General features: G+C 64.7%; 23 protein-coding genes. 18 read left to right on the top strand and 5 right to left on the bottom strand.

Translation table 11 applies throughout. From position 1 onward, the window contains the following. From JQ587_RS02065 to trmB, 7 genes are all read left to right on the top strand, one after another. On the top strand, positions 1 to 999 hold the full coding sequence (locus JQ587_RS02065) for a PhoH family protein (RefSeq protein ID WP_212302045.1): 999 nt from the start codon (positions 1 to 3) through the stop codon (positions 997 to 999). A gap of 54 nt (positions 1,000 to 1,053) precedes the next feature. Then, on the top strand, positions 1,054 to 1,563 hold the full coding sequence (gene ybeY / locus JQ587_RS02060) for an rRNA maturation RNase YbeY (protein ID WP_212302044.1): 510 nt from the start codon (positions 1,054 to 1,056) through the stop codon (positions 1,561 to 1,563). A gap of 1 nt (position 1,564) precedes the next feature. Continuing rightward, positions 1,565 to 2,683, top strand: a complete 1,119-nt coding sequence (locus tag JQ587_RS02055; RefSeq protein WP_249149126.1) for a hemolysin family protein — start codon at positions 1,565 to 1,567, stop codon at positions 2,681 to 2,683. Continuing rightward, on the top strand, positions 2,680 to 4,293 hold the full coding sequence (gene lnt / locus JQ587_RS02050) for an apolipoprotein N-acyltransferase (protein ID WP_212424266.1): 1,614 nt from the start codon (positions 2,680 to 2,682) through the stop codon (positions 4,291 to 4,293). The genes JQ587_RS02055 and lnt overlap by 4 nt, the downstream gene beginning before the upstream one ends. A gap of 231 nt (positions 4,294 to 4,524) precedes the next feature. After that, the gene (locus tag JQ587_RS02045; protein ID WP_057746952.1) at positions 4,525 to 4,938 is read left to right on the top strand and encodes a helix-turn-helix domain-containing protein; all 414 of its coding nucleotides are present in this window, start codon (positions 4,525 to 4,527) and stop codon (positions 4,936 to 4,938) included. A gap of 86 nt (positions 4,939 to 5,024) precedes the next feature. After that, entirely contained in the window at positions 5,025 to 6,182 is a 1,158-nt protein-coding gene (locus tag JQ587_RS02040) for a M20 family metallopeptidase (protein ID WP_212424265.1), read from the top strand. Next, positions 6,179 to 6,889, top strand: coding sequence for a tRNA (guanosine(46)-N7)-methyltransferase TrmB (trmB, locus tag JQ587_RS02035; protein ID WP_212302040.1), 711 nt, complete (start codon positions 6,179 to 6,181; stop codon positions 6,887 to 6,889). The genes JQ587_RS02040 and trmB overlap by 4 nt, the downstream gene beginning before the upstream one ends. Positions 6,890 to 6,982: 93 nt before the next feature. On the opposite strand, the gene JQ587_RS02030 is transcribed toward trmB, so the two are convergent. Further along, complete coding sequence (locus JQ587_RS02030) at positions 6,983 to 8,065, bottom strand: DUF2336 domain-containing protein (RefSeq protein WP_212424264.1); 1,083 nt, start codon at positions 8,063 to 8,065, stop codon at positions 6,983 to 6,985. Positions 8,066 to 8,433: 368 nt separating this feature from the next. Here JQ587_RS02030 and rimP point away from each other — a divergent pair, with 368 nt between their 5' ends. The 8 genes from rimP to pnp all read left to right on the top strand — a co-directional run bounded on the left by rimP (position 8,434) and on the right by pnp (position 18,864). Beyond that, positions 8,434 to 9,189 carry a ribosome maturation factor RimP gene (rimP, locus tag JQ587_RS02025; RefSeq protein ID WP_212424263.1) on the top strand — a complete coding sequence of 252 codons (756 nt, stop codon included), beginning with the start codon at positions 8,434 to 8,436 and terminating at the stop codon, positions 9,187 to 9,189. 2 nt (positions 9,190 to 9,191) lie between these two features. Then, positions 9,192 to 10,802, top strand: coding sequence for a transcription termination factor NusA (gene nusA, locus JQ587_RS02020; RefSeq protein WP_212424262.1), 1,611 nt, complete (start codon positions 9,192 to 9,194; stop codon positions 10,800 to 10,802). A 77-nt stretch (positions 10,803 to 10,879) separates the two neighbouring features. Continuing rightward, a complete protein-coding gene (locus JQ587_RS02015) occupies positions 10,880 to 11,563 on the top strand; it encodes an RNA-binding protein (RefSeq protein ID WP_212424261.1) in 684 nt (227 codons plus the stop codon). A gap of 70 nt (positions 11,564 to 11,633) precedes the next feature. After that, the gene (infB, locus tag JQ587_RS02010; RefSeq protein ID WP_212424260.1) at positions 11,634 to 14,339 is read left to right on the top strand and encodes a translation initiation factor IF-2; all 2,706 of its coding nucleotides are present in this window, start codon (positions 11,634 to 11,636) and stop codon (positions 14,337 to 14,339) included. Positions 14,340 to 14,495: 156 nt separating this feature from the next. Beyond that, the gene (gene rbfA, locus JQ587_RS02005; protein WP_212302034.1) at positions 14,496 to 14,939 is read left to right on the top strand and encodes a 30S ribosome-binding factor RbfA; all 444 of its coding nucleotides are present in this window, start codon (positions 14,496 to 14,498) and stop codon (positions 14,937 to 14,939) included. Then, complete coding sequence (truB, locus tag JQ587_RS02000) at positions 14,936 to 16,054, top strand: tRNA pseudouridine(55) synthase TruB (protein WP_212302033.1); 1,119 nt, start codon at positions 14,936 to 14,938, stop codon at positions 16,052 to 16,054. The genes rbfA and truB overlap by 4 nt, the downstream gene beginning before the upstream one ends. Before the next feature lie 2 nt (positions 16,055 to 16,056). Further along, the gene (gene rpsO, locus JQ587_RS01995) at positions 16,057 to 16,326 is read left to right on the top strand and encodes a 30S ribosomal protein S15 (RefSeq protein ID WP_212302032.1); all 270 of its coding nucleotides are present in this window, start codon (positions 16,057 to 16,059) and stop codon (positions 16,324 to 16,326) included. A 375-nt stretch (positions 16,327 to 16,701) separates the two neighbouring features. After that, positions 16,702 to 18,864 carry a polyribonucleotide nucleotidyltransferase gene (pnp, locus tag JQ587_RS01990; RefSeq protein ID WP_212424259.1) on the top strand — a complete coding sequence of 721 codons (2,163 nt, stop codon included), beginning with the start codon at positions 16,702 to 16,704 and terminating at the stop codon, positions 18,862 to 18,864. A gap of 115 nt (positions 18,865 to 18,979) precedes the next feature. Here the strand turns inward: pnp and katG are convergent, their stop codons facing one another. Beyond that, a complete protein-coding gene (gene katG, locus JQ587_RS01985; RefSeq protein ID WP_212424258.1) occupies positions 18,980 to 21,145 on the bottom strand; it encodes a catalase/peroxidase HPI in 2,166 nt (721 codons plus the stop codon). A gap of 114 nt (positions 21,146 to 21,259) precedes the next feature. Between katG and JQ587_RS01980 the strand changes: the two genes are divergently transcribed. Genes JQ587_RS01980 through JQ587_RS01970 form a run of 3 tightly spaced genes read left to right on the top strand, consistent with a single transcriptional unit; the run spans position 21,260 to position 23,251 of the window. Continuing rightward, positions 21,260 to 22,186 (top strand): hydrogen peroxide-inducible genes activator, encoded by a 927-nt coding sequence (locus tag JQ587_RS01980; RefSeq protein WP_212302029.1) that lies wholly within the window; start codon positions 21,260 to 21,262, stop codon positions 22,184 to 22,186. A gap of 7 nt (positions 22,187 to 22,193) precedes the next feature. Further along, entirely contained in the window at positions 22,194 to 22,658 is a 465-nt protein-coding gene (locus JQ587_RS01975; RefSeq protein ID WP_212302028.1) for a GNAT family N-acetyltransferase, read from the top strand. Further along, positions 22,655 to 23,251, top strand: a complete 597-nt coding sequence (locus JQ587_RS01970; RefSeq protein WP_212302149.1) for a glutathione S-transferase family protein — start codon at positions 22,655 to 22,657, stop codon at positions 23,249 to 23,251. The genes JQ587_RS01975 and JQ587_RS01970 overlap by 4 nt, the downstream gene beginning before the upstream one ends. On the opposite strand, the gene fabI is transcribed toward JQ587_RS01970, so the two are convergent. From fabI to fabA, 3 genes are all read right to left on the bottom strand, one after another. After that, positions 23,248 to 24,048, bottom strand: a complete 801-nt coding sequence (fabI, locus tag JQ587_RS01965; protein ID WP_212302027.1) for an enoyl-ACP reductase FabI — start codon at positions 24,046 to 24,048, stop codon at positions 23,248 to 23,250. The two genes, JQ587_RS01970 and fabI, sit on opposite strands and share 4 nt — an antisense overlap. Positions 24,049 to 24,159: 111 nt before the next feature. Beyond that, positions 24,160 to 25,383: a beta-ketoacyl-ACP synthase I gene (fabB, locus tag JQ587_RS01960; protein WP_212302026.1), complete on the bottom strand. Its 1,224-nt coding sequence runs from the start codon at positions 25,381 to 25,383 to the stop codon at positions 24,160 to 24,162. Between the two features lie 41 nt (positions 25,384 to 25,424). After that, on the bottom strand, positions 25,425 to 25,946 hold the full coding sequence (gene fabA / locus JQ587_RS01955; protein WP_212302025.1) for a bifunctional 3-hydroxydecanoyl-ACP dehydratase/trans-2-decenoyl-ACP isomerase: 522 nt from the start codon (positions 25,944 to 25,946) through the stop codon (positions 25,425 to 25,427). Positions 25,947 to 26,250 lie beyond the last annotated feature (304 nt).

Below are 26,250 nucleotides of genomic sequence, written 5' to 3'. Positions count from 1 at the left end.
ATGCAAGTTCCGCCCGAGACTCAGGTCGTCATCGACTTCGACGACAACCGCGCCGCATCCGCGCTGGTCGGCCCCTACGGCCAGAACCTGGCGCAGATCGAGCGGCGGCTCGGCGTCGTCGTGGACTCCAAGGGCAACCACATCACGATCGGCGGCACGCGCGACGGCTGCGATGCGGCGCGCCGCGTGCTGGAGACGCTCTACGCCCACGCCGTGAAGGGACAGGATGTCGACCAGGGCGAGGTCGAGGGCGCGATCCGCGCCGTGATCGCGCAAGGGTCCCTGTTCGAGTTCGACGCCAAATCGGCCAAGTCGGCCTTCGACAGCATCAATCTGCGCAAGCGCCCGGTGCGCGCCCGCACGGCCGCGCAAGACTCCTACATCCGCGCGCTGAAGCGCCACGAGCTGGTGTTCGGCATCGGCCCCGCCGGCACCGGCAAGACCTGGCTCGCGGTCGCGCATGCCGCGCAATTGTTCGAGCGCAAGGAGGTCGACAAGATCATCCTGTCGCGGCCGGCGGTCGAAGCCGGCGAACGGCTCGGCTTCCTGCCCGGCGATCTCCGCGAGAAGGTCGATCCGTATCTGCGCCCGATCTACGACGCGCTCTACGACCTGATGGACGCACGCATCGTCGAGCGCGCGCTGCAGACCGGCGAGATCGAGATCGCGCCGCTCGCCTTCATGCGCGGCCGCACGCTGACCAACGCCGCGATCATCCTCGACGAGGCGCAGAACACGACATCGATGCAGATGAAGATGTTTCTGACCCGCCTCGGCGAGAACAGCCGCATGATCGTGACAGGCGATCCCTCGCAGATCGATTTGCCGAACGGCCAGACCTCCGGTCTGGCCGAGGCCACCCGTCTGCTCAGCGGCGTCGAAGGCATTGCGCAAGTTCATTTCAAAGCCGAGGACGTGATCCGCCACGAGCTCGTGGCACGAATCGTCGCCGCCTATGAAGGGTCGCCGCAGCGGCCACCCGCCGGCAACAAATCCTGACGAGACAACAGCGGGACGGCGCGAGCACGGCGCCTTATCGTTCCGAACAAGGCCATGTCGCATCCCAACCTTCCCATCACCGAGGTCCTCGTCGTCGCCGATTGCTGGCAGAGCGAGCCTGACGCCGAAACCGTGATCCAGCGCGCCGTCGCCGCCGCCGCAGAGTCCGTCGATGAAGACGTTGCCGACGCGGAAGTGGCCGTGATGCTGACCGATGATGCCGGCATCCGCACGCTCAACAGCAACTGGCGCGGCATGGACAAGCCGACCAACGTGCTGTCGTTTCCCGCGCTCCAGCCGGAGGGTGAATGGAAGCCGGGCGATGCGCCGCGCATGCTCGGCGACATCGCGATCGCCTATGAGACCATGCGGCGCGAGGCGGACGAGGAACACAAGCCGTTCGATCATCATTTGAGTCATCTCGCCGTGCATGGTTTCCTGCACCTGATCGGCTACGATCACGAGAACGACGACGACGCGGAAGAGATGGAAGCGCTCGAAACCGAGATCCTGGCTCACCTCGGCATCCCCGATCCCTATGCAGACCGCGCGGGGACGCACTGAGATGCCGGATTCAGAGCCTACCCACGACAATCCGCGCAACACGGCCAATCTGCCGGCCGTGGTGACACCCGGCGAGGTCATGCGCCCGACCGCGGAAGGCTGGCTGCTGCGCGCCATCCGCACGCTGTTCGGCTGGAAGGCGGGATCGGTACGTGACGATCTCCAGGTCGTGCTCGACGCGACGACGCCCGACGACACCGGCTTCTCGGCGGTCGAGCGCACCATGCTGCGCAACATCCTCGGCCTGCACGAGCGTCGCATCGCCGACGTCATGGTGCATCGTGCCGACATCATCGCGGTGAAGCGCGACATCCCGCTCGGCGAATTGATGGACCGTTTCGAGAGCGCGGGCCATTCGCGCCTCGTGGTCTACAACGAGACGCTGGACGATCCCGTCGGCATCGTCCACATCCGCGACCTGCTCGCCTTCATGACTGCGCGGGCGCGCGTGTCGGAGGCCACCAAGACCAAGCGCAAGAAGCCGCTGCCCGCCGGGCTCGATCTGAAGGCCGTGGACCTCGCGCTGCCGCTGCAGGACGCGCGAATCATCCGCAAGCTGCTCTACGTGCCGCCGTCGATGCGCGCGATCGACCTGCTCGCGCAGATGCAGGCCACGCGCATCCATCTGGCGCTGGTCGTCGACGAATATGGCGGCAGCGACGGGCTGGTCTCGCTCGAGGATATCGTCGAGCAGATCGTCGGCGAGATCGACGACGAGCATGACAGCGACGAGCCGCCGTCAATCGTACGGCTGCCCGACAACGCCTTCATCGCCGATGCCCGCGCCAGCCTCGACGACGTCCGTACCGTGATCGGCGAGGACTTCGTCACCGGCGAGGCCGGCGAGGAAGTGGAGACGCTCGGCGGCTATCTCGTCAGCTTCGTCGGCCGCCTGCCGGTGCGCGGCGAGGTGATCTCGGGCCCCGGCAATTACGAGGTCGAGGTGCTCGACGCCGACCCGCGCCGCGTCAAGCGGCTGCGCATTTCGACGCGGAAGGAGCGGCCTGCGCCGCGCACCCAGCGCGAGAGCCGCCGCCGCGAGGCCGCGCCGGAAAGCGGCCAGCCGCCGGCCGGTGACACGCCGACTCCGCCGCCTGCCGACGGGACCGGCCCGCAGTGAGCCCGTTCCAGCGCCTTCGTCAGATCGCCCTCACCGTCATCCTCACTTGGGGATGGAAGCGCGCGCTCCTTGCGATGGCGTGCGGTGCGCTGTCGGTGCTGGCGCTGGCGCCATTCAATATCTTTCCGGTGCTGTTCATCACCTTCCCCGTGATGGTCTGGCTGATCGACGGCGCCGGCGCCGGACAATATGGCGGTGTCCCCGCGGCGGCACTGACCGGTTTCTGGTTCGGGCTCGGCTATTTCGTCCCCGGCCTCTATTGGATCGGCATCGCCTTCTTCGTCGACGCCGATGTGTTCGCCTGGCTGACGCCGTTCGCCGTGCTGGGCCTGCCGGCCTATCTCTCCATCTTCACGGCGATCGGCTTCGCGCTGGCCCGCCTGCTCTGGACCAAGGATGCCACCCGCATTCTCGCGCTCGCCGCGAGCCTCACCGTCGGTGAATGGTTGCGCGGGCACGTGCTCACCGGCTTTCCCTGGAATGCCTTCGGTTACGCGCTGTCGGAGCCGCTGGCGCTGGCGCAGACGGCGTCGCTGATCGGCCAGTGGGGCATGACGTTCCTCGCGGTTGCGATCTTCGCAAGCCCGGCGGTCCTGATCGACCGCACGCGCGATCGCAGCCTGGCGTGGCGCGTGCCGGCCGGAGCGCTCGCGCTGCTGGTCGTCATGGGCATCTTCGGCGCCATTCGCATATCGCTGCATCCGACCACGATGGTCGCGGGCACCAAGCTGCGCCTGATGCAACCTGACCTGCAGCAGGACGCCAAGTTCAACTACTCCGCCAAGGCGGAGGTGATGAAGAAATATCTGGCGCTGTCGGACCGTGCCTCCGGACCGCAATCGACCGGCGTGCGCGATGCCACCATCCTGATCTGGCCGGAATCCGCCTTTCCGTTCTTCCTGACCCGCGAAGCCGACGCGATGGCCGCGATCGCCGATCTGCTGCCCAAGGGCACGGTGCTGATCACCGGATCGGTCCGCGCTCCCGATCTGCCGCCGGGCACGCCGATCACGCGGGCTTACAACTCGATCTACGTGATCGACCATGACGGCAGCGTGCTCGCGGTCTACGACAAGCTGCACCTGGTGCCGTTCGGAGAATATCTCCCGTTCCAGGACACGATGGAGAAGCTCGGCTTCGAGCAGCTGACGCGGGTCCGCGGCGGCTTCATTCCCGGCACGGTGCGGCACGTGCTGCCGGTGCCGGGCGCACCGCCCGCATTGCCGCTGATCTGCTACGAGGCGATCTTCCCCGGCGAGATCGGCACGCGTGACGAGCGCCCGGGCTGGATGGTCAATCTCACCAATGACGGCTGGTTCGGCATCTCGACCGGTCCGTACCAGCATCTGGAGCAGGCGCGGATGCGCTCCATCGAGCTCGGATTGCCGCTGGTCCGCTCTGCCAATACCGGCATCTCGGCGGTGATCGATCCGGTCGGACGCACGGTGGCCAGCCTCGGCCTCGGGATCGAGGGCATTTTGGATGCAAGTCTGCCCACCGCAATCCCGCCCACGATCTATGCGAGAGTCGGCGACATCCCCGCAGCCATGCTCGTCGCGCTGGCTGTGATTTTGGCGGTGCGACGCCGTGTTGCCAAACGGCACCCCTGATCGCGCCACCGCCAGCGATATCCGGCAAGGCGGCCGGAAACTTTTGACAACCGCGGTCCCACGGTTGACAGACTGCATTCGGGCTCCCCATTCTGCACCGACTGCGCAAGACAGTGGTGCATTGCTAAATTTCTCCGCAATGTTTCCCCAATCAGAGTGAAGTTTTGAGTCGCTGTCACCTGAGGCAATTCTTTCTATTGCGCCGAGGGTGGTGTTTGGAGGGCTGAGGAAATGTCGAAAGCGCCCAACCCTGTTGACAAATATGTCGGCAGTCGCGTGCGTATGCGCCGCATCATGTTGGGCATGAGCCAGGAAAAGCTCGGTGAAGCTTTGGGCCTGACATTCCAGCAGATTCAGAAGTACGAGAAGGGCACGAACCGGGTCGGCGCAAGCCGTATCCAGCAAATCGCCGAGATTCTGCAGGTGCCGGTGTCGTTTCTGTTCGAGGGCGGACCGAGCGGCGTCGCCGGGCCGGACGGCTTCGCCGAGGGTGCATCGCCCTCCTATGTCTCCGATTTCCTCGCGACCTCCGAGGGTCTCGCGCTGACCAAGGCGTTCACCCGAATCACCGATTCGAAGCTGCGCCGCTCGATCGTCGACCTCGTCGAGCAGATCGCCGCCCGCGAAGGCCCGGACAAGCGCTGAAGCGCGATCTCATTCCGATTTGAGGCTGCGCCAAATCTGGCCTATGTCGTCATTTGCGGACCGCGTGACACGCTGCCTCCGCTCAGATGATACGATTCAAAGGCACAGATACGTCCATGGCGAACTCCAATTCGTTCGATACCCAAACTATCCTCGCCGGCATCCGCCGCTGGGTCGAGATCGAGACGCCGACGGAAGTGCCCGAACAGGTCAACAAGCTGACCTCGATGGTTGCCGACCATTATCACGATCTGCCCGTCACGCTCGAGCGCGTCGCCGGCATCGATGGCTGCGGCGATCATCTCGTGGTGCGTTCGACCTGGGGCCAGGACCGGCCCGGTATCCTGGTGCTCAGTCATCTCGATACCGTCCATCCCATGGGCTTCATCACGCGGCTGCCCTTCAAGGTCGAAGGCGACAGCGCGTTCGGTCCCGGCATCTACGACATGAAGGGCGGCGCCTACATCGCCTATCACGCCTTTCGCGAGCTTTGCGCCGCGCCCGACCGTCCGCCGCTTGGCATCACCCATCTGTTCACCTCCGACGAGGAGATCGGCAGCCCGACTTCGCGCGCACTCATCGAGGCGGAAGGGCGCAAGGCCAAATATGTGCTGGTGACGGAGCCGGCGCGCGACGGCGGCAAGATCGTCACCGGGCGCAAGGGCGTCGGACGCTTCCAGATCTTCATCAAGGGCGTGCCCGCCCATGCCGGCTCGCGCCCCGAAGACGGCCGCAGCGCGGTGCGCGAGCTTGCCAACGTCATCCAGACGCTGGAAGGGATGAACGATCTGAAGCGCGGCGTCACCGTCAATGTCGGCGTGGTGCGCGGCGGCACGCGCCCCAACGTCACGCCGGAAGAAGCCTATGCCGAGGTCGATCTGCGCGTGCCTGGGATCAACGATGCGGACGAATTCGTCGGCAGGATTCTCGGGCTGACGTCGAAGACTGATGGCGTGACCGTCACCGTGACCGGCGAGCTCAACCGTCCGCCCTACGAGAAGGGCAATGCGGGCGCCTCGCTCTACGAACATGCGAAGACGCTCGCCGCGGAGCTCGGTTTCGAGTTGATCGACACCCACACCGGCGGCGGCTCGGACGGCAATTTCACCGCGCCGTATACCGGCACGCTGGACGGGCTCGGCGTCGACGGCAAGGGCGCCCACACCCATTATGAGCAGCTCTACGTCTCCTCGCTCGAACCGCGCGCGCGGCTGCTCCATCGCCTGTACCAGACGCTGCGATGAGCGAACGCAAATCAGACCCCGATCGCGCGGACGGCGAGCGCGCCTTCTTCGGGCGTCGCAAGGGCCACAAGCTCAGGCAGCATCAGGCCGAGCTGGTCGATCATCTGCTGCCGCATCTCGTCCTCGACATCACGACGCCGGCTCCGGCGCATGCCGCCGAGATCTTCGATCCCGCGGCCGAGGAGCTGCGGCTCGAGATCGGCTTCGGCGGCGGCGAGCATCTCGCCGCGGAGGCGCAGGCCTTTCCGACGACGGGCTTCATCGGCTGCGAGCCCTACGTCAACGGCATGGCCAAGATCCTCGCGCAGATCGAGGCCGCCAACATCGCCAACATCCGCCTGTTCGCCGGCGACGCCGCCGAGCTGCTGGCCTGGCTGCCTGATGCATCGCTGTCGCGGATCGACCTGATCCATCCCGATCCCTGGCCGAAACGGCGGCACTGGAAGCGGCGCTTCGTTCAGGACCGCACGATCGCAGCGATGGCGCGCGTGCTGAAGGCGGGCGGCGAATTCCGCTTCGTCTGCGATATCGACGATTACTGCGCCTGGACGCTGTCGCATCTTGCGCGCGCGCCGGACTTCCAGTGGCTTGCAGAACGCGCCGATGATTTCCGCCAGCCCTGGGCCGGCTACACCATGACGCGATATGGACGAAAAGCTGCGCGCGAGGGCCGCAAGGCGGCGTATCTGCGGTTCAGGCGGAAATGATTGTCGTTCCGGGGAAATGCGCAGCATCGAACCCGGAAGTTCGAGATTCCGGGTTCGCGCTTCGCGCGCCCCGGAATGATTGGCGAAATGATCTTAGATCGTTTGCCGGTTGCGCCAGAAATTCACCACGCGCTCGGCGGTCGCCGGCATCAGGCGGGTGAAGTTCATCCGCGCCGCTTCAAGATCGGCATCGGCCGGCGTGCGCTGCGGGCCGTACCACATCAGGATCAGCGCGCGCACCGTGGGCCAGCCGAGATTGAGCACACGGCCGAGGATCAGGATCGGATCATAGCGGTCGCCCGAGATCAGGCGATCGAGGATCGGAAGCCTGACGCCGGCCATCGCCGAGAGCGTAGCGACCGATTCCTCGTATTTGTGCGCCTTTGCGAAGCCGAGCAGCGCGCTCTCGCCGAGATGACCGCCGCGATGCAGGCCGAGCACCGTGCGTTGCGCGTCCGAAAAATCGCGCCGCGGGCCGGCCGGCCTTGAAGCTTCCTCGATCGCGGCCATGGCGCGCTTGATCTCGACCTGGCGCGCCGGATTGACCACGGTCGACAGGCGGCGGCGAATGACGTCGAGCGTGCCGTCCAGCAGCTCCTTGAGGTTCTCGCCCGAGAGATCCGCGCGCTGGCCGATCTTGAGCGTCAGCACGCCATCCTGGCTCGCGCGCTTGATCAGCTCCGAATAACCGCCCGGCGAGAAAGCGGCGCCTGCATTGCCGGCAGCGCGGCGCACCACGTCGCGATCGCCGCGCTCGACCAGCACGTCGGTAATTTGCATCGACAGGGTCGGCCGCTCCGTCATCGCCAGCAGATGGCCCTGGCCCTTCAGCCGGGCGATCTCGACGAGAGCGGCTTCATCGAGCACCGGCGAGCGGCGCAGGACCGGGCCCGCCACCATGATCTCGTTCTCGCGGGCGAGCTGGCCCACCAGATGAGGCGGCGCATTGTCCAGCCGCGAGAAGCGCTCGGCGAGATCGACGCGCGCGGCAAGCTCTGCATGCGGGACGAGATCGATCAGGAGATTGTCGAAGAGATCGATGAGCTCGGGACGAAGTCTCGAGGCGTCCTGAAAGAACAGCGCGGCAATGGCGCTCGCGATCTCGCCACGACGCCGGGGATCACCGCGTTTGACGATATCGTCCAGTCCGGGAATGAGCGACGTGGCAACGGTCATGAAACGCAACTCGAATCTGGCACGCCGTGGGCGCGCCATAGCTCAAGCCGCCCCACAAGCTCGAAATTTAGGCCGGCTTCATGAAGGAAGCGTTGCTGCCCGGGCGGCCTCCCGGGGCGCAAAAAGCCCGCATCCCGCTGCAAGGGCCCTTGTCCGGGCGGGCAGAAAGGGCTATATCAGCGCCAATTCATCTTCTCATACGATCCGCGTAGTGAGAGTGGGCCCGAAAGGACCCGCTCTTTTTTATTACCTGAACGCGGCTCGGCGGAAGATGCTGCCCGGCGGGCTGTCGGGAAAGTTCCGAAGTGGGCTCTGATGTTTTAACGGAGCCTTAACCATCGAGACCATCGAGCGCCTTGACCCCTGATATGACCGAACCGAACACTGGTTCCACCGATGCCGAGTTGCTGGCCGAGCCGAGGCTCGTGGTTGAGCCGGGCGTGGCGGCACGGGTGTCGGCGGTCGCAGGCCCAGTGCTTGAGGGCATGGGCTATCGCCTGGTGCGGATCCGCATTTCCGGGGAATCCGGATGCACCGTGCAGATCATGGCCGAACGGCCGGACGGCTCGATGCAGCTCGAGGATTGCGAGGCAATCTCGCGGGCGCTGTCGCCGGTGCTCGACGTCGCCGACCCCATCGACCGTGCCTATCGGCTGGAAATCTCCTCGCCGGGGATCGACCGTCCGCTGGTGCGCCGTTCCGATTTCGAGCGTTATTCCGGCCATCTGGTCAAGATCGAGATGGCCGTCGCCCATGAAGGCCGCAAGCGGTTCCGCGGCACGCTCGGTGCCGTCGAAGGCGACCGCGTGCACCTTCGTCGCGACGACGCCAAGGCAGGCGATGACGCCGACGTGCTCCTGACGATGGAAGACATCGGCGAGGCGCGGCTGGTGCTGACCGACGAGCTGATCGCGGAATCCATGCGCCGCGGCAAGGCCGAGGAGCGCCAGATGCGCAGGGATCTCGGCCTCGAGCCGCCGCAGCCGGCGCACGCGAAGATCAGCGAAAAAACCACCAAGAACACCAAGCCGAAGAAGAAGCCGGCCCCGACCAATACAAAGAAACATCGCCTTGCCGCCGAACGCGCGCGGCGTGGCGAGATCGAGCCTGACGAAGGAGACTAGCCATGGCAGTCAGCGCCAATCGACTTGAGTTGCTCCAGATCGCCGACGCCGTCGCCCGCGAGAAATCGATCGACCGCGGCATCGTCATCGCGGCGATGGAAGATGCCATCGCCAAGGCGGCGCGCGCCCGCTACGGCAGCGAGACTGACGTTCACGCCGAGATCGACCCGAAGAAGGGCGAGCTCCGTCTGTCGCGCCACATGCTGGTGGTCGACAAGGTCGAAAACCACTCCAACCAGATCTCGCTCATCGACGCGCAGCGCGCCAATCCCGGCGCCCAGGTCGGCGACACCATTGCCGACACGCTGCCGCCGCTGGAATACGGCCGCATCGCCGCGCAGTCGGCCAAGCAGGTGATCGTGCAGAAGGTGCGCGAGGCCGAGCGTGACCGGCAGTATCAGGAATTCAAGGACCGCATCGGCGACATCGTCAACGGCGTCGTCAAGCGCGTCGAATATGGCAGCGTGATCGTCGATCTCGGCCGTGGCGAAGCCATCATCCGCCGCGACGAGATGCTGCCCCGCGAAGTCTTCCGCAATGGCGACCGCGTCCGCGCCTACATCTTCGACGTCCGCCGCGAGACCCGCGGTCCGCAGATCTTCCTCTCGCGCACCCATCCGCAGTTCATGGCGAAGCTGTTCGCGCAGGAAGTCCCGGAAATCTATGACGGCATCGTCGAGATCAAGGCGGTCGCCCGCGATCCGGGCTCGCGCGCGAAAATCGGCGTGATTTCCCGCGATTCCTCGGTCGATCCGGTCGGCGCCTGCGTCGGTATGCGCGGCTCGCGCGTGCAGGCCGTGGTGAACGAATTGCAGGGCGAGAAGATCGACATCATTCCCTGGTCGCCCGACATCGCGACCTTCGTGGTGAACGCGCTGGCGCCGGCCGAAGTATCCAAGGTCGTCATCGACGAAGACCGCGAACGCATCGAGGTCGTGGTGCCCGACACCAACAACCAGCTCTCGCTGGCGATCGGCCGGCGCGGCCAGAACGTCCGCCTCGCCTCGCAGCTCACCGGCTGGGACATCGACATCCTGACCGAGCAGGAAGAATCGGAGCGCCGCCAGGCCGATTTCGAGAACTCCACCCGCGTCTTCATGGAATCGCTCAATGTCGACGAGGTGGTCGGCCAGCTGCTTGCCTCCGAAGGCTTCACCTCGGTCGAGGAACTCGCGATGGTGGACCTCAAGGAGCTCGCCGGCATCGAGGGCTTCGACGAGGAGACTGCACAGGAGCTGCAGAGCCGCGCCCGCGAATATCTCGATCAGCAGGAAGCCGAGATCGAGGCAAGGCGCAAGGAACTCGGCGTCGAGGATGCCGTGAAGGACGTGCCCGGCGTCACCTCGAAGATGCTGGTGAAGTTCGGCGAGAACGACATCAAGACGGTCGAGGACCTCGCCGGCTGCGCCACCGACGATCTGGTCGGCTGGACCGAGCGCAAGGAAGGCGGCGAGCAGACCAAGTTCGCCGGCGCGCTCGACGGCCTCGGCATCTCCCGCGACGATGCGGAAGCCATGATCATGCAGGCCCGAGTCAAGGCCGGCTGGATCACCGAGGCTGATCTCGCCAAGCCGGCCGAAGAGGCTGGCGCGACCGAAGACCAGCCGGCTTAAGGCGTGTTCAGCAAAAGTGGAGACCGGTTTTGCGTAAAGAACACGCGACTTAGAAGGCGAAGGAGGATGTCGCCCGGATGCTTGCCAGCACTGACAGCGAACTCGACCATGGACCGCGGACCGAAAAGTCCGCGACCATGCGTATGTGCGCGGTCAGCCGCGAGGTCCGGCCGATCGACGAGCTGATCCGCTTCGTCGCAGCGCCCGGGGGCGACATAGTTCCCGATCTCAAGCGCAAGCTGCCCGGACGGGGCATGTGGGTCACGGCGTCGCGACGGGTGGTTGCGGAAGCCGTCCGCCGTCACCAATTTACCAAAGCCTTCAAGCGCGACCTGCGCATTTCTCCGACGCTTCCCGCCGACATCGAGGCGCTCCTGGTTCGGAGCGTGACCGAAGCCCTTGGGATCGCCGCCAAGGCGAGGCAGATCGTCGCCGGCTTCGGCAAGGTCGAAAGCGCCCTGCGGGAAGGCACGGTCGAGGTCCTGATCCATGCCAGCGACGGGGCCGCGGACGGAATCCGTAAATTGGACACGCTGGCGCGGCAAAATGACGGAAATCACGGTATTCGGCCGCCGATTCCCGTCGTCACCGCATTGAAATCTGCAGAATTGGATTTGGCACTCACCCGGTCAAATGTGATACATGCTGCCCTGCTCGCGGGCCCGGCGAGCAAGACATTCCTGTCACGTAGCCAGATGCTGGTCCGATACCGGCTGGCGGACGATGACAAGACTGCCGAAAAGCACGGCCAGGATTTCTGAAGACAAACGACGACCCGATAGGACGGTGCGGCAACGCACAACACTGATAAATCAGGATTAGGACTGCTGAATGGTTGATACCAAGACCCCTGGCGACAAGAAGCTGAGCGTTCCGAGCAAGACGCTATCGCTCAAGCCGCGCGTCGAAACGGGCACTGTGCGCCAGAGCTTCAGCCATGGCCGCAGCAAGCAGGTCGTGGTCGAGAAGCGCGGCAAGCGCCGCATCGACGGCACCCCTGAGCCGCAGGCCCCCGAGGTCGCCGCAAAGCCGGCGCCGGCCGCGCCTGCGCCCGCTCCTTCACGCCCGGCACCGCCGCGCAATGCCGGCTCCGGCGTCGTGCTGCGTACGCTGACCGAGGACGAACGCTCCGCCCGCGCCAGCGCGCTTGCTGACGCCAAGGTCCGTGAAGTCGAAGAGCGCCGCCAGGCCGAGGAAGAGGCCCAGCGCCGCGCCGTCCGTGAGGCCGCCGAGCGCGCCGAGCGCGAAGCCGCCGAATCCCGCCGCAAGGCTGAGGAAGAGCGCCATCGTCACGAGGACGAAGCCAAGCGCAAGGCCGAGACCGAGGCCAAGAAGCGTTTTGGAGAAGGCGAGCAGCCCTCCGCTCCCCGTCCCGCTGCAGCGGCAGCCCCGGCCGCTCCCGCGCCGCGTCCCGGCGCGCCCGCAGCGCGTCCCGGCGCCACCACCACGGCACGCCCGGGAACAACGACCGCACGCCCCGGAACGACCACCGCGCGGCCGGCAGGCGGCCCGCTGGGTCGCGCTCCCGCAGTTGCGGCCGGACCGGACGAGGACGATGGTCCGCGCCAGGTCCGTCGCGGTCCCGGCGGCGCTGCGCGTCCTGTGGTGGCTCCCAAGCCCACACACAAGCCCGGCCCGCAGAAGGAGCGCGGCCGCCTGACGGTCGTGACTGCTCTCAATGCCGACGAGGTACGCGAGCGTTCGATCGCCTCGTTCCGCCGCCGCACCCAGCGCCTGAAGGGCCACGCCTCGAACGAGCCGAAGGAAAAACTGATCCGCGAAGTCGTCATTCCGGAAGCGATCACCATCCAGGAGCTCGCCAACCGCATGTCCGAACGCGCGGTCGACGTCATCCGCATGCTGATGAAGCAGGGCGCGATGCACAAGATCACCGACGTGATCGACGCCGACACTGCGCAGCTGATCGCCGAAGAGCTCGGCCACACCGTCAAGCGCGTCGCCGCGTCGGACGTTGAGGAAGGCCTGTTCGACCAGGTCGACGATTCCACCGACACCGAGACGCGTTCGCCGGTGGTGACCGTGATGGGTCACGTCGACCACGGCAAGACTTCGCTGCTCGACGCGCTCCGCCATGCCAACGTGGTCTCCGGCGAAGCCGGCGGCATCACCCAGCATATCGGCGCCTATCAGGTGCTGTCGCCCGAAAGCGGCAAGAAGATCACCTTCATCGACACGCCCGGCCACGCCGCGTTCACCGCGATGCGCGCCCGCGGCGCCAAGGTGACCGACATCGTCGTGCTGGTGGTCGCCGCCGATGACGGCGTCATGCCGCAGACGGTCGAAGCCATCAATCACGCCAAGGCGGCCCGCGTGCCGATCATTGTCGCCATCAACAAGATCGACAAGCCCGATGCCAAGCCCGAGCGCGTGCGCACCGAGCTGCTCCAGCACGAGGTGCAGGTGGAGTCCTTCGGCGGTGAAGTCGTCGACGTCGAAGTGTCCGCCAAGAACAAGACCAATCTCGACAAGCTGCTCGAGATGATCGCGCTGCAGGCCGACATCCTCGAGCTGAAGACCAATTCGGAGCGTCCGGCCGAAGGCACCGTGATCGAAGCCAAGCTCGATCGCGGCCGCGGTCCGGTTGCGACCGTGCTGGTCCAGCGTGGCACGCTTCGTGTCGGTGACATCATCGTCGCCGGCGCCGAGATGGGCCGCGTGCGCGCGCTGATCTCGGATCAGGGCGAGACCGTGGACGAGGCCGGCCCCTCGGTGCCGGTCGAAGTGCTCGGCTTCAACGGCCCGCCGGAAGCCGGCGACCGTCTCGCGGTCGTCGAGAACGAAGCCCGCGCCCGCCAGATCACCAGCTACCGCGCGCACCAGAAGCGCGAGAATGCGGCAGCCTCGATCTCCGGCATGCGCGGTTCGCTCGAGCAGATGATGTCGCAATTGAAGACGGCGGGCCGCAAGGAATTCCCGCTGATCGTCAAGGCCGACGTGCAGGGCTCGCTGGAAGCGATCCTCGGCTCGCTGGAGAAGCTCGGCACCGACGAAGTCGCCGCCCGCATCCTGCATGCCGGCGTCGGCGGCATCTCGGAATCCGACGTGACGCTCGCGGAGGGCTTCAACGCCGCGATCATCGGCTTCTCGGTTCGTGCGAACAAGGAAGCTGCCGCTGCCGCCAAGCGCAACGGCATCGAGATCCGCTACTACAACATCATCTACGACCTCGTGGACGACGTGAAGAAGGCGATGAGCGGCCTGCTCGCGCCGACCTTGCGCGAAACCATGCTGGGCAATGCCGAGATCCTGGAGATCTTCAATATCTCCAAGGTCGGCAAGGTCGCCGGCTGCCGCGTCACCGACGGCACCGTGGAACGCGGCGCCAATGTGCGCCTGATCCGCGACAACGTCGTCGTGCACGAAGGCAAGCTGTCGACGCTGAAGCGCTTCAAGGACGAAGTGAAGGAAGTCCAGTCCGGTCAGGAATGCGGCATGGCCTTCGAGAACTATCACGACATGCGTGCCGGTGACGTGATCGAGTGTTACCGTGTGGAGACGATCCAGCGCTCCCTGTAAGTCCAAATCTTACCGAAGCGCCCGGATCTTTTTGAGCTGAAATTGCGGGAGTGCGATGGCCGGATTTTTTCCGGCCATCCACACCCCATTCGTTTCAACAGGACAAATGCCAATGCTCGTGTCCCGAACGCGGGCACGACGAGGTGATTTTCGACCATGCCGCGCCATCATCAGAAAAAAAGTTCCGCGCCCGGCGGCTCGCAGCGCCAGCTGCGCGTCGGCGAGCAGGTTCGCCACGCGATAGCCGAGATTCTGGCGCAAGGCAGCGTGCATGATGCGGACCTCGAAGGCCACATCATCACCGTGCCGGAGGTGCGGATGTCGCCCGACCTGAAGCTCGCGACAATCTACGTGATGCCGCTCGGTGGCCGCGACACCGAGCTCGTTATCACTGCGCTCGATCGCAACAAGAAATTCCTGCGCGGCGAAGTCGCGCGGCGCGTTAACCTGAAATTTGCACCTGACATTCGCTTCCGCGTCGACGAACGATTCGACGAAGCGGAACGGATCGAGAAGCTTTTGAGAACACCTGCGGTGCAGAAGGACTTGGACAAGAATCTGGAACAGGATCCGGATTCGGATCGGGAAGAAGAGCGATGATGATGGACCCGGCTCACGGCACGATCGGCAGCGAAGAGGCCGATACGCGCGATCTGCAAAAAAATAATTTTGCAGATCTCGGCGACGATGCTCAGCCGCATCAGCAGGCGCGTCGCGTCAACAACGATCCGCGCGCGGGCAAGCAGAAGGGCAACCAGCCGCGCCGCGACCGGCGCGACGTCCACGGCTGGGTCGTGCTCGACAAGCCGATCGGCATGACCTCGACACAGGCCGTCGCCGTGCTCAAGCGCCTGTTCAACGCCAAGCGCGCGGGCCATGCCGGCACGCTCGACCCGCTCGCCTCCGGCGGCCTGCCGATCGCGCTTGGCGAAGCCACCAAGACGGTTCCCTTCGTCATGGACGGCCGCAAGCGCTACCAGTTCACCGTGTGCTGGGGCGAGGAGCGTGACACCGACGACATCGAGGGCCAGGTCACCGCGACCTCGGACCAGCGTCCGACCCGGGAGGCCATCGAAGCCCTGCTGCCCCGTTTCACCGGGGTGATCGAGCAGGTTCCCCCGCGCTATTCGGCAATCAAGGTCCAGGGTGAGCGCGCCTACGACCTTGCCCGGGACGGCGAGGTCGTGGAGCTGGCGCCCCGTCCGGTTGAGATTCACCAATTAACCCTTGTAAATCAACCGGATAACGACCGAGCCGTGTTCGAGGCCGAATGCGGCAAGGGCACCTATGTCCGGGCGCTGGCTCGCGATATGGGCCGAATTCTCGGCACTTTCGGCCATATCTGCGCGCTGCGGCGGACCCTGGTCGGCCCATTTGACGAGAACGACATGATTCCGCTGGATCAGCTGGAGGCTTTGTGCGATAGAGCCGCGTCCGGCGAGGGCAGCCTCGCCGACGCGCTAATGCCCGTTGAGACCGCGCTGGACGACATCCCGGCACTGGCCGTCACTCGGGCTGATGCGGCAAGGCTCCATCGGGGCCAAGCCGTTTTGTTGCGCGGACGGGATGCGCCCACTTGTAGCGGCACAGTCTATGTCACGGTGGCAGGCCGTCTTTTGGCGCTTGCTGAAGTTGGCAATGGCGAAATCATCCCCAAGCGTGTGTTCAACCTGACCGGTCTGACTGCCTCAACCGGTCGCAACGAGAGAAATTGACGATGTCGATTGCCGCAGAACGCAAAGCGGAAGTCATCAAGACGAATGCCACCAAGGCCGGTGATACCGGTTCGCCCGAGGTTCAGGTCGCGATCCTGTCGGAACGCATCAACAACCTGACCAACCATTTCAAGACCCACGTGAAGGACAACCATTCGCGTCGCGGCCTCTTGAAGCTGGTTTCGACCCGCCGCTCGCTGCTCGACTATCTCAAGAAGCGGGACGAGTCGCGGTACAAGGCGCTGCTCGAGAAGCACAACATTCGCCGTTAAGAGTTCCTGCGCGCGCCATCGGCGCGCGTTTTCGCGCGTGGTTTCGAACGAAAGCGTTTGTTTAAAGGTTTTTGAGCGAGGCTGCGTGCGCGTCGGATGCGGGCCGTTGACGATTCGCATCCGGGCATGATGAGCGAAGGCCGCGGTTCGGTGTTCGCGTTCGTGCCGACTGACAGTCCAGCAGCAATCCGGCGGCTGGGCACAACGGGCAAGGCGCCCGTATGACCCGAGAGGATGGACGCCATCCGAAATCCAAAAACCATGGCAGGATCGCAGGACGCTGATCACCCGCTTCGATCAGCGCCCCGCAATCTTGCGCATGGTTTTTGTTTTTCGAGCCGTCCTTCTTTCGAGAACCCATGAAAGAAGACATCTATGTTCAATAAGCATTCGGTCGAGATCGACTGGGGCGGACGTCCCCTCAAGCTCGAAACCGGCAAGATCGCACGCCAGGCCGACGGCGCCGTCATCGCCACTTACGGCGAGACCGTGGTGCTCGCCACCGTCGTCGCAGCGAAATCGCCGCGTGAAGGCGTCGACTTCCTGCCGCTGACCGTCGACTACCAGGAAAAGACCTACGCAGCCGGCCGCATTCCCGGCGGCTATTTCAAGCGCGAGGGCCGTCCGACCGAGAAGGAGACGCTGGTCTCCCGCCTGATCGACCGTCCGATCCGTCCGCTGTTCGTCGACGGCTGGCGCAACGAGACCCAGGTGATCGTCACCGTGCTGTCGCACGACATGGAGAACGATCCCGACATCGTCGCGCTGGTGGCATCCTCGGCCGCGCTGACCCTGTCTGGCGCGCCCTTCAAGGGCCCGATCGGCGCTGCCCGCGTCGGCTTCGCCAATGACGAGTTCATCCTCAACCCGACGCTCGACGAGATGGTCGACACCCAGCTCGACCTGGTCGTCGCCGGTACCGCCGACGCCGTGCTGATGGTGGAATCGGAAGCCAAGGAGCTGAACGAAGACATCATGCTCGGCGCCGTGATGTTCGGTCACCGCCACTTCCAGCCGGTGATCAATGCGATCATCGAGCTTGCCGAGAAGGCCGCCAAGGAGCCGCGCGAAGTCACCGTCATCGACAATTCGGCGCTCGAGAAGGACATGCTCGGCCTCGTCGAGCAGGAGCTGCGCGCCGCCTACGCGATTCCGGTCAAGCAGGATCGCTACGCTGCGGTCGGCAAGGTCAAGGAAAAGGTGATCGCCCATTACTTCCCCGAAGGGCAGGAGCCGAAATACGACAAGCTGCGCATCAGCGCCGTGTTCAAGGAGCTCGAGGCGAAGATCGTTCGCTGGAACATCCTCGACACCGGCAAGCGCATCGACGGCCGTGACTCCAAGACCGTGCGCAACATCATCGCCGAAGTCGGCGTGCTGCCCCGCGCTCACGGTTCGGCGCTGTTCACTCGCGGCGAGACCCAGGGCCTGGTCGTGACCACGCTCGGCACCGGCGAGGACGAGCAGTACATCGACGCGCTGTCTGGAACGTACAAAGAGACGTTCCTGCTGCACTACAACTTCCCTCCCTATTCGGTCGGTGAGACCGGCCGCCTCGGCGGCACCAAGCGCCGCGAGATCGGCCACGGCAAGCTTGCCTGGCGCGCGATCCACCCGGTGCTGCCGCCGCATCACGAGTTCCCGTACACGATCCGCGTGGTCTCCGAGATCACCGAGTCCAACGGCTCCTCGTCGATGGCTTCGGTGTGCGGCGCCTCGCTCGCACTGATGGACGCCGGCGTGCCGTTGAAGCGGCCGACCGCGGGCATCGCGATGGGCCTGATCCTCGAAGACAAGCGCTTCGCGGTTCTCTCGGACATCCTCGGTGACGAGGACCATCTCGGCGACATGGACTTCAAGGTCGCCGGCACGGAAGCGGGCATCACCTCGCTGCAGATGGACATCAAGATCGAGGGCATCACCGAAGAGATCATGAAGGTCGCGCTCGCCCAGGCCAAGGATGGGCGTATCCACATCCTCGGCGAGATGGCGAAGGCGCTCACCAACGCCCGCGCCGAGCTCGGCGAATATGCGCCGCGCATCGAGACCTTCAAGATCGCCACCGACAAGATCCGCGAAGTGATCGGCACCGGCGGCAAGGTGATCCGCGAGATCGTCGAGAAGACCGGCGCCAAGGTCAACATCGAGGACGACGGCACCGTGAAGGTCGCCTCCTCCGACGGCGAGGCGATGAAGGCCGCGATCAAGTGGATCAAGTCGATCGCGTCCGATCCGGAAGTCGGCCAGATCTATGACGGCACCGTCGTCAAGGTGATGGAGTTCGGCGCCTTCGTGAACTTCTTCGGCTCCAAGGACGGTCTCGTTCACATCAGCCAACTCGCTTCGGCGCGCGTGCAGAAGACCTCCGACGTCGTCAAGGAAGGCGACAAGGTCAAGGTCAAGCTGCTCGGCTTCGACGATCGCGGCAAGACCCGCCTGTCGATGAAGGTCGTCGACCAGACCACCGGCGAAGACCTCGAAGGCAAGGACAAGGGCGGCGAGGGCGACAAGGCTCCGCGCGAAGCGGCCGGCGAGTAATCGCTCCGCGACCCCAGAAACACGAAGGGCGGCCTCACGGCCGCCCTTTTTGTTTGTCGCGTCGCATGGACCGCTCCGCTTTTCACCTCTCCCCGGCGGGGAGAGGTGAAGTAGCTCACGCCGCGAGATCGAACCGGTCGAGGTTCATCACCTTGGTCCAGGCCTTGGCAAAATCCTGCACGAACTGCTGCTTCGCATCCGACGAGGCATAGACCTCGGCGAAGGCGCGGAGCTGCGAGTGCGAGCCGAAGATGAGATCGGCGCGCGTGCCGGTCCACTTCACGGCATTGGTCTTGCGGTCGCGGGCCTCGTAGGAGCCGTCGGCAACCGGCGTCCACTGCGTGCTCATGTCGAGCAGGTTGACGAAATAGTCGTTGGAGAGCGTTCCCACCTTGGAGGTGAAGACGCCATTCTTCGAACCATTCGCATTGGCACCGAGGACGCGCAATCCGCCGACGAGCACCGTCAATTCGGGGCCCGAGAGCTTCAGAAGCTGCGCACGATCGATGAGCGCCTCTTCCTGCTGCAGGAACTGATGCTTCTTGCTGACATAGTTGCGGAAGCCATCGGCCCGCGGCTCGAGCGGCGCGAACGAGGCCGCATCGGTCTGCTCCTGCGAGGCATCCATGCGGCCCGGCGTGAAGCCGACCTTGACGTCGACGCCGGCATCCTTGGCGGCCTTCTCGACCGCGGCAGAACCGCCGAGGACGATGAGGTCGGCGATCGAGACCTTCTTGGCGCCGGATGACGCGTTGAAGTCCTTCTGGATCGCTTCGAGCTTGCCGAGCACCTTGGCGAGCTGGGCCGGCTGGTTGACCTCCCAGTCCTTCTGCGGGGCAAGACGGATGCGCGCGCCGTTGGCGCCGCCGCGCTTGTCCGAGCCGCGGAACGTCGAGGCCGACGCCCATGCGGTCGAGACCAGCTCGGACACCGACAGACCCGAGGCCAGGATCTTCGACTTCAGCGACGCGACGTCCTGATCACTGACCAGCGCGTGATTCACGGCCGGAATCGGATCCTGCCAGATCAGCGTTTCCTTCGGCACCAGCGGGCCGAGATAACGCTGGATCGGGCCCATGTCGCGATGGGTGAGCTTGAACCAGGCGCGGGCAAAGGCGTCAGCGAACTGGGCCGGGTTCTCCAGGAAGCGACGCGAGATCTTCTCATAGGCCGGATCTAAGCGCAGTGAGAGGTCGGTCGTCAGCATCGTAGGGCGATGCTTCTTCGACTTGTCGAAGGCATCGGGAATGACCGCGTCGGCGCCCTTGGCCGTCCACTGCTGCGCACCGCCCGGGCTCTTCGTCAGCTCCCACTCGTACTTGAACAGGTTCTCGAAGAAGTTGTTGCTCCACTTCGTCGGCGTCGTCGTCCACGTCACCTCGAGACCGCTGGTGATGGAATCACCGGCGAGGCCCGAGGCGTGCTTGCTCTTCCAGCCGAGGCCCTGATCCTCCAGCGCGCCCGCTTCCGGCTCCGGACCAACCAGCGACGGATCGCCGGCACCATGGGTCTTGCCGAAGGTGTGACCGCCCGCGATCAGCGCTACGGTCTCTTCGTCGTTCATCGCCATGCGGAAGAACGTCTCGCGGATGTCCTTGGCCGCAGCGAGCGGATCCGGCTTGCCGTTCGGGCCTTCCGGATTGACGTAGATGAGGCCCATCTGCACCGCGCCGAGCGGCTCGGCGAGCTGGCGTTCGCCGCTGTAGCGTTCATCGCCCAGCCACGTGCCTTCGGGACCCCAATAGAGCTCTTCCGGCTCCCACACGTCGGCGCGGCCGCCCGCGAAACCGAACGTCTTGAAGCCCATCGATTCCAGCGCGACGTTGCCGGCGAGCACCATCAGATCGGCCCAGGAAATCTTGCGGCCGTATTTCTGCTTGATCGGCCAGAGCAGCCGGCGCGCCTTGTCGAGGTTGGCGTTGTCGGGCCAGCTGTTGAGCGGCGCAAAACGCTGCTGACCGGCGCCGGCGCCGCCACGGCCGTCGGTGATGCGGTAGGTGCCCGCGCTGTGCCAGGCCATGCGGATCATGAGGCCGCCGTAGTGACCGAAGTCGGCCGGCCACCATTCCTGCGAATCGGTCATCAGAGCGGTCAGGTCCTTGATGACCGCGTTCAGGTCGAGCGTCTTGAATTCCTTGGCATAGTCGAAGTCCTTGCCCATCGGGTCAGACAGGCCGGAATTCTTGTGCAGCATCTCGATGCTGAGGTTGGTGGGCCACCAGTCGCGGTTCGCTGGCACGCGTTTGCCGCCCGAAAACGGGCACTTCGAAGTGTCGTCCATGAATACCTCCTCTGGTGGCGTCGCACTCGCGCCATTGACCAGGTAGAACCACTCTAAGCGTCGCCTGCGATCAGGGGAAGTTGACTTTAATGATCGCTGCGATAGGTTTTTCTGATGATCAACGTCACCCTGCGCCAGCTGCGATATTTCGACGCGCTGGCGCGCCATGGTCATTTCGGGCGCGCCGCGGAGGCCTGTTCCATCTCGCAACCGGCGCTGTCGATGCAGATCAAGGAACTGGAGGAGGCGCTCGGCGGGCTGCTGCTGGAGCGCAGCGCGCGCCAGGTCGCCCTGACGCGGTTCGGAGAGGAACTCGCGCAGCGCGTCCGTGATATCCTGCGCTCGGTCGATGAACTCGGCGATTTCGCCCGTGCCTCGCAGGACCGTTTTGCGGGCCGCTTGCGCATCGGCATGATCCCGACGATCGCGCCCTATCTCTTGCCCAAGATCACCAAGAATCTCACGCGCATGCATCCTGAGCTCGACATCCGCGTGCGCGAGACGATGACGCCCCGGCTGATCCAGGAGCTGGTCGAAGGCCGGCTCGACACCGCCATCGTCGCGCTGCCGGTCTCCGAACCCTCACTCACCGAGGTCGCCCTGTTCGAGGAGAAATTTTTGCTGGTGCGGCCGGGCACGGATGCGGGCACCCCAGTGCCGTCACGCGAGATGATGCGCGAGATGCGGTTGTTGCTGCTCGAGGAAGGACATTGCTTTCGCGATCAGGCGCTGTCGTTCTGCAACATGCAATCGGCGCCGCCGCGCGAGATGCTGGATGCGAATTCGCTGTCGACGCTGGTGCAGATGGTCAGCGCCGGCATCGGCGTCACCCTGATTCCGGAGATGGCGGTGCCGGTGGAGACGCGATCGGCTTCGGTCTCGCTTTCGCGCTTCCGCGACCCCGAGCCCGCGCGCACCATCGGCATGGTCTGGCGCAAGACCAGTCCGCTTGCGCGGCAATTGCTCCAGATCTCCGAAGTGGTGTGCCTGTCGGCCGGCAAGGCGCGGCCGCGGCAGACCCTGCGCAACCAGAAGGCTTGAGGCCGCGATGTCGGATCCGATCATCCGTCCCGCTCGTGTCGACGAATATGACGAGATCGGCCGCGTCTGGATGGAAAGCTGGGTTTCGACCGGTCTCGGCGAAGCCAGCGAATTCCTGCTGGCAAACCTGCGTGCACGCATCCGGCGCGAGATCGAGAACGGCTGGAGCCTGTTCGTCGCCGACGACGGCGACACGATCGCCGCGATGCTCGCGCTGCATCTGCCAAAGCGCTATCTCGATATGCTTTTCGTCGGGCCTGCCTATCAGGGGCAATCGCTCGGCCGGAAGCTGCTCGCCTTCACGCGCACGCAGATGCCCGACGAGATGTATCTGCGTTGTGTCCGCGAAAACGAAAAGGCCTGGCGCTGGTACGAGCGGGAAGGCTTCGTGTTCGAGAAGCAAGAGATCGAACCGTCGAACGGGTTTATGATGAAGTACTATCGGTGGAAGAACAAAGGTTCCTCGTCATGATCAAGCTCTACTGGTCGCCGCGCTCGCGGTCGTTCTCGACGCTCTGGCTGATGGAAGAAAGCGGGCTGCCCTATGAGCGCGTGCTGACCGACATTTCGACGGGCGCGCAGAAGGCGCCGGACTATTTGAAGGTCAATCCGATGGGCAAGGTGCCGGCGCTCGCCGACGGCGATGCCGCACTGGGCGAGGCCGCCGCAATCTGCGCCTATATCGCCGACCGCTATCCCGAAACCAAGCTCGCGCCCGCAACGACCGACCCGCGCCGCGCGCGCTATCTGCAATGGCTGTTCTTCTCGCCGAGCTGCATCGAGCCGGCCATCATCCAGATCTTCACCAAGATCGAGGTGCCGACCTCGACCGCGGCCTGGGGCAGCGCGACGCAGGTTTTTGACGTGCTGGAGGCCGCGCTGGCCAAGGGGCCGTGGATTCTCGGCGAAGAGTTTTCAGCGGCCGACATCACCATTGGCTCCGGGCTGAATTTCGCGGTGCGCCTGTTCAAGATGGTGCCGTCGCGCCCGGCCTTCGACGCCTATATCGCGCGCTGCATGGCGCGGCCGGCGTTCCAACGCGCGGAGAAGATCGCGGCAGGCTAGTCCGACGCCTTCAAATCGTCCGGCCGCGGCATCAAGACGATGTTGTAACCGGAATCGACATAGTGGATTTCGCCGGTCACGCCGCCAGAGAGATCCGACAGAAGATACAGCGCGGAGCCGCCGAGTTCATCCAGCGTGACACCACGGCGGAGCGGCGAATGCTTCTGCATGAAGGCGAACATCGCGCGCGCCTCGCCGATGCCGGAGCCGGCGAGCGTGCGGATGGGGCCGGCCGAGATCGCGTTGACGCGGATGCCGCGCGGCCCGAAGTCGGAGGCGAGATAGCGCACCGAGGCTTCCAGCGCCGCCTTGGCCACGCCCATCACGTTGTAATTCGGCATCGATCGTTCCGAGGCGCCGAAGGTCAGCGTGATCATGCTGCCGCCGTCCGTCATCAGCTCGGCCGCACGCTTGGCGACCTCGGTGAAGGAGAAGCAGGAGATCACCATGGTGCGCGAAAAATTCTCGCGGCTGGTGTCGGCGTAGCGGCCCTTCAGCTCGTTCTTGTCGGCAAAGCCGATCGCATGGATGACGAAATCGAGCTTGCCCCACTTTTCGCGGAGCACATCGAAGGTCGCATCGACGCTGGCGATGTCCTCGACGTCGCAAGGCAGCACCAACTCGACGCCGAGAGACTCCGCTAGCGGCTTGACGCGCTTGCCGAGGGCCTCGCCCTGGAAGGTGAAGGCGAGCTCGGCGCCGTGGGCATGCAGTGTCTTCGCCATGCCCCAGGCGATCGAATGATCATTGGCGATGCCCATGATCAGACCGCGCTTGCCTTTCATCAAACCTTCCATCGCAAGACCACCTTCCGCAAAACGGGGATGGCCGGGACATCTAGCGCGAAGACGCGCTTCGCGCTTTTGCCCGGCCATGACGAGAAATTCAACGGTGTGTCAACGACGCCGTCACACATCCATTCGGCTGAACACCAACGTGGCGTTGGTGCCGCCGAATCCGAACGAGTTCGACAGCACGGTGCCGATTTTGACGTTGTCGATGCGCTTGCGCACGATCGGCATGTCGGCGAACACGGGGTCGAGCTCCTGGATGTGCGCGCTCTCGCAGATGAAGCCGTTGTTCATCATCAGCAGCGAGTAGATCGCCTCCTGCACACCGGTCGCACCCAGCGAGTGGCCGGTCAGCGCCTTGGTCGCCGAGATCGGCGGGCACTTTTCGCCGGCGCCGAACACGCGACGGAGCGCGTCGATCTCCGGCGGATCGCCTGCAGGCGTTGAGGTGGCGTGCGGATTGATGTAGTCGACCTTGGTCTTCACCGTCGACATCGCCATGCGCATGCAGCGCTCGGCGCCTTCACCTGAGGGCGCAACCATGTCGTAGCCGTCCGAGGTCGCGCCATAACCGACGATCTCGCCGTAGATGCGCGCGCCGCGCGCCTTGGCGTGCTCGAGCTCTTCCAGGACGAGGACTCCTGCGCCGCCGGCGATGACAAAACCGTCGCGGTTGACGTCATAGGGACGCGATGCGGTGGCGGGCGTGTCATTGTATTTCGAGGACATCGCGCCCATGGCATCGAACAGCACCGACAGCGACCAGTCGAGCTCCTCGCAGCCGCCGGCGAAGATCACATCCTGCTTGCCGATCTGGATCGTCTCATAGGCGTTGCCGACGCAATGGTTCGACGTCGCGCAGGCCGAGGAGATCGAATAGTTCACGCCCTTGATCTTGAACCAGGTCGCCAGCGTCGCCGATGCCGTGGACGACATCGCTTTCGGCACTGCAAACGGACCGACGCGCTTCGGTCCCTTGGTGCGGGTAATGTCGGCGGATTCGACGATGGTGCGGGCAGACGGACCGCCGGAGCCCATGATGATGCCGGTGCGGATGTTGGAGACTTCCTCTGGGCTCAGGCCGGAGTCCTGGATCGCCTGCTCCATCGCGATGTGATTCCACGCCGCGCCCTGACCGAGAAAACGCATCGCACGGCGGTCGACCACCGTCGAAGGATCGAGCGTCGGCGCACCTTGCACCTGCGAACGGAAGCCGAGCTCGGCATATTTCTCCGCCCGCGAAATGCCCGACTTCGCCTCGTGAAGGCTCGCAAGCACTTCCTGGGTGTTGTTTCCGATCGACGAGACGATACCCATCCCGGTGACCACAACCCGCCTCATGACAGCCTCGCCTAAATCGTTGTCTTTCTTGGTGATGCGCCTTAGCCCAGGCTCGTGCCCTGCTTGAACAGGCCGACCTTCAGATCCTTGGCGCGATAAATAATCTGGTCATCGACCGAAAGCCATCCGTCGGCAATGCCGAGCACGAGCTTTGAACGCATCACCCGCTTGATATCGACGTTGTACACAACCTTGCGGGCCTCGGGCAGCACCTGGCCGCTGAACTTTAATTCGTTCAAGCCGAGCGCGCGGCCGCGACCTTCGCCTCCGGTCCAGCCCAGATAGAAGCCGACCATTTGCCACAGCGCGTCGAGGCCGAGGCAGCCGGGCATCACCGGATCGTTCTTGAAGTGGCAGCCGAAGAACCAGAGGTCCGGCTTCACGTCGAGCTCGGCGCGGACCACGCCCTTGCCGAACTCGCCGCCATTGTCGTTGATTTCCGTGATGCGGTCGAACATGAGCATCGGCGGCAGCGGCAGCTGGGCATTGCCCGGGCCGAACATCTCGCCGCGGGCACATGCCAGCAGATCTTCGTATTCGTAACCATTGCGCCTGTTCAGCATGCGGAAGCCTCTGTTCTAACCCCGATTGAGCGGCGTTTCTGGCAAAAATGGGCCCCGTTTTCGTTCGGAAAGCAACGCCTTTTGCCGTCGTCAGCAGGCGCGAATGCCGAGAGCCAGAATGGACTTGCGAACCTGGCCTCAATGCCCGGCCGCGCCACAATCGGCTAAGCGGAACCGCGCGCTCTCTAACACAGGCCTTTTCGGTGGCAAAGCGATCTCATGAAGGTAAAATGACAGGGCCGTGGGTCCGGTTCCTCTGCTAATTAGAACCACTCTAGTTGCGAGAAACTTGCATCTGCATCTA

Origin of the sequence: Bradyrhizobium manausense, assembly GCF_018130615.1 — a bacterium.
Taxonomy (GTDB): domain Bacteria; phylum Pseudomonadota; class Alphaproteobacteria; order Rhizobiales; family Xanthobacteraceae; genus Bradyrhizobium; species Bradyrhizobium manausense_A.
Note: the sequence above shows the minus strand (reverse complement) of the source record. Positions and strands in the feature narration are given on the sequence as shown.

Coding starts and splice junctions, on each gene's coding strand:
- JQ587_RS02040 (WP_212424265.1), top strand. CDS start 5,025: ATGATACGATTCAAAGGCACAGATACGTCCATGGCGAACTCCAATTCG.
- katG (WP_212424258.1), bottom strand. CDS start 21,145: ATGGACGACACTTCGAAGTGCCCGTTTTCGGGCGGCAAACGCGTGCCA.
- JQ587_RS01975 (WP_212302028.1), top strand. CDS start 22,194: ATGTCGGATCCGATCATCCGTCCCGCTCGTGTCGACGAATATGACGAG.
- JQ587_RS01970 (WP_212302149.1), top strand. CDS start 22,655: ATGATCAAGCTCTACTGGTCGCCGCGCTCGCGGTCGTTCTCGACGCTC.
- JQ587_RS01980 (WP_212302029.1), top strand. CDS start 21,260: ATGATCAACGTCACCCTGCGCCAGCTGCGATATTTCGACGCGCTGGCG.
- nusA (WP_212424262.1), top strand. CDS start 9,192: ATGGCAGTCAGCGCCAATCGACTTGAGTTGCTCCAGATCGCCGACGCC.
- rimP (WP_212424263.1), top strand. CDS start 8,434: ATGACCGAACCGAACACTGGTTCCACCGATGCCGAGTTGCTGGCCGAG.
- pnp (WP_212424259.1), top strand. CDS start 16,702: ATGTTCAATAAGCATTCGGTCGAGATCGACTGGGGCGGACGTCCCCTC.
- rpsO (WP_212302032.1), top strand. CDS start 16,057: ATGTCGATTGCCGCAGAACGCAAAGCGGAAGTCATCAAGACGAATGCC.
- JQ587_RS02065 (WP_212302045.1), top strand. CDS start 1: ATGCAAGTTCCGCCCGAGACTCAGGTCGTCATCGACTTCGACGACAAC.
- rbfA (WP_212302034.1), top strand. CDS start 14,496: ATGCCGCGCCATCATCAGAAAAAAAGTTCCGCGCCCGGCGGCTCGCAG.
- infB (WP_212424260.1), top strand. CDS start 11,634: ATGGTTGATACCAAGACCCCTGGCGACAAGAAGCTGAGCGTTCCGAGC.
- ybeY (WP_212302044.1), top strand. CDS start 1,054: ATGTCGCATCCCAACCTTCCCATCACCGAGGTCCTCGTCGTCGCCGAT.
- fabA (WP_212302025.1), bottom strand. CDS start 25,946: ATGCTGAACAGGCGCAATGGTTACGAATACGAAGATCTGCTGGCATGT.
- JQ587_RS02015 (WP_212424261.1), top strand. CDS start 10,880: ATGCTTGCCAGCACTGACAGCGAACTCGACCATGGACCGCGGACCGAA.
- fabI (WP_212302027.1), bottom strand. CDS start 24,048: ATGGAAGGTTTGATGAAAGGCAAGCGCGGTCTGATCATGGGCATCGCC.
- JQ587_RS02055 (WP_249149126.1), top strand. CDS start 1,565: ATGCCGGATTCAGAGCCTACCCACGACAATCCGCGCAACACGGCCAAT.
- JQ587_RS02045 (WP_057746952.1), top strand. CDS start 4,525: ATGTCGAAAGCGCCCAACCCTGTTGACAAATATGTCGGCAGTCGCGTG.
- trmB (WP_212302040.1), top strand. CDS start 6,179: ATGAGCGAACGCAAATCAGACCCCGATCGCGCGGACGGCGAGCGCGCC.
- JQ587_RS02030 (WP_212424264.1), bottom strand. CDS start 8,065: ATGACCGTTGCCACGTCGCTCATTCCCGGACTGGACGATATCGTCAAA.
- fabB (WP_212302026.1), bottom strand. CDS start 25,383: ATGAGGCGGGTTGTGGTCACCGGGATGGGTATCGTCTCGTCGATCGGA.
- truB (WP_212302033.1), top strand. CDS start 14,936: ATGATGATGGACCCGGCTCACGGCACGATCGGCAGCGAAGAGGCCGAT.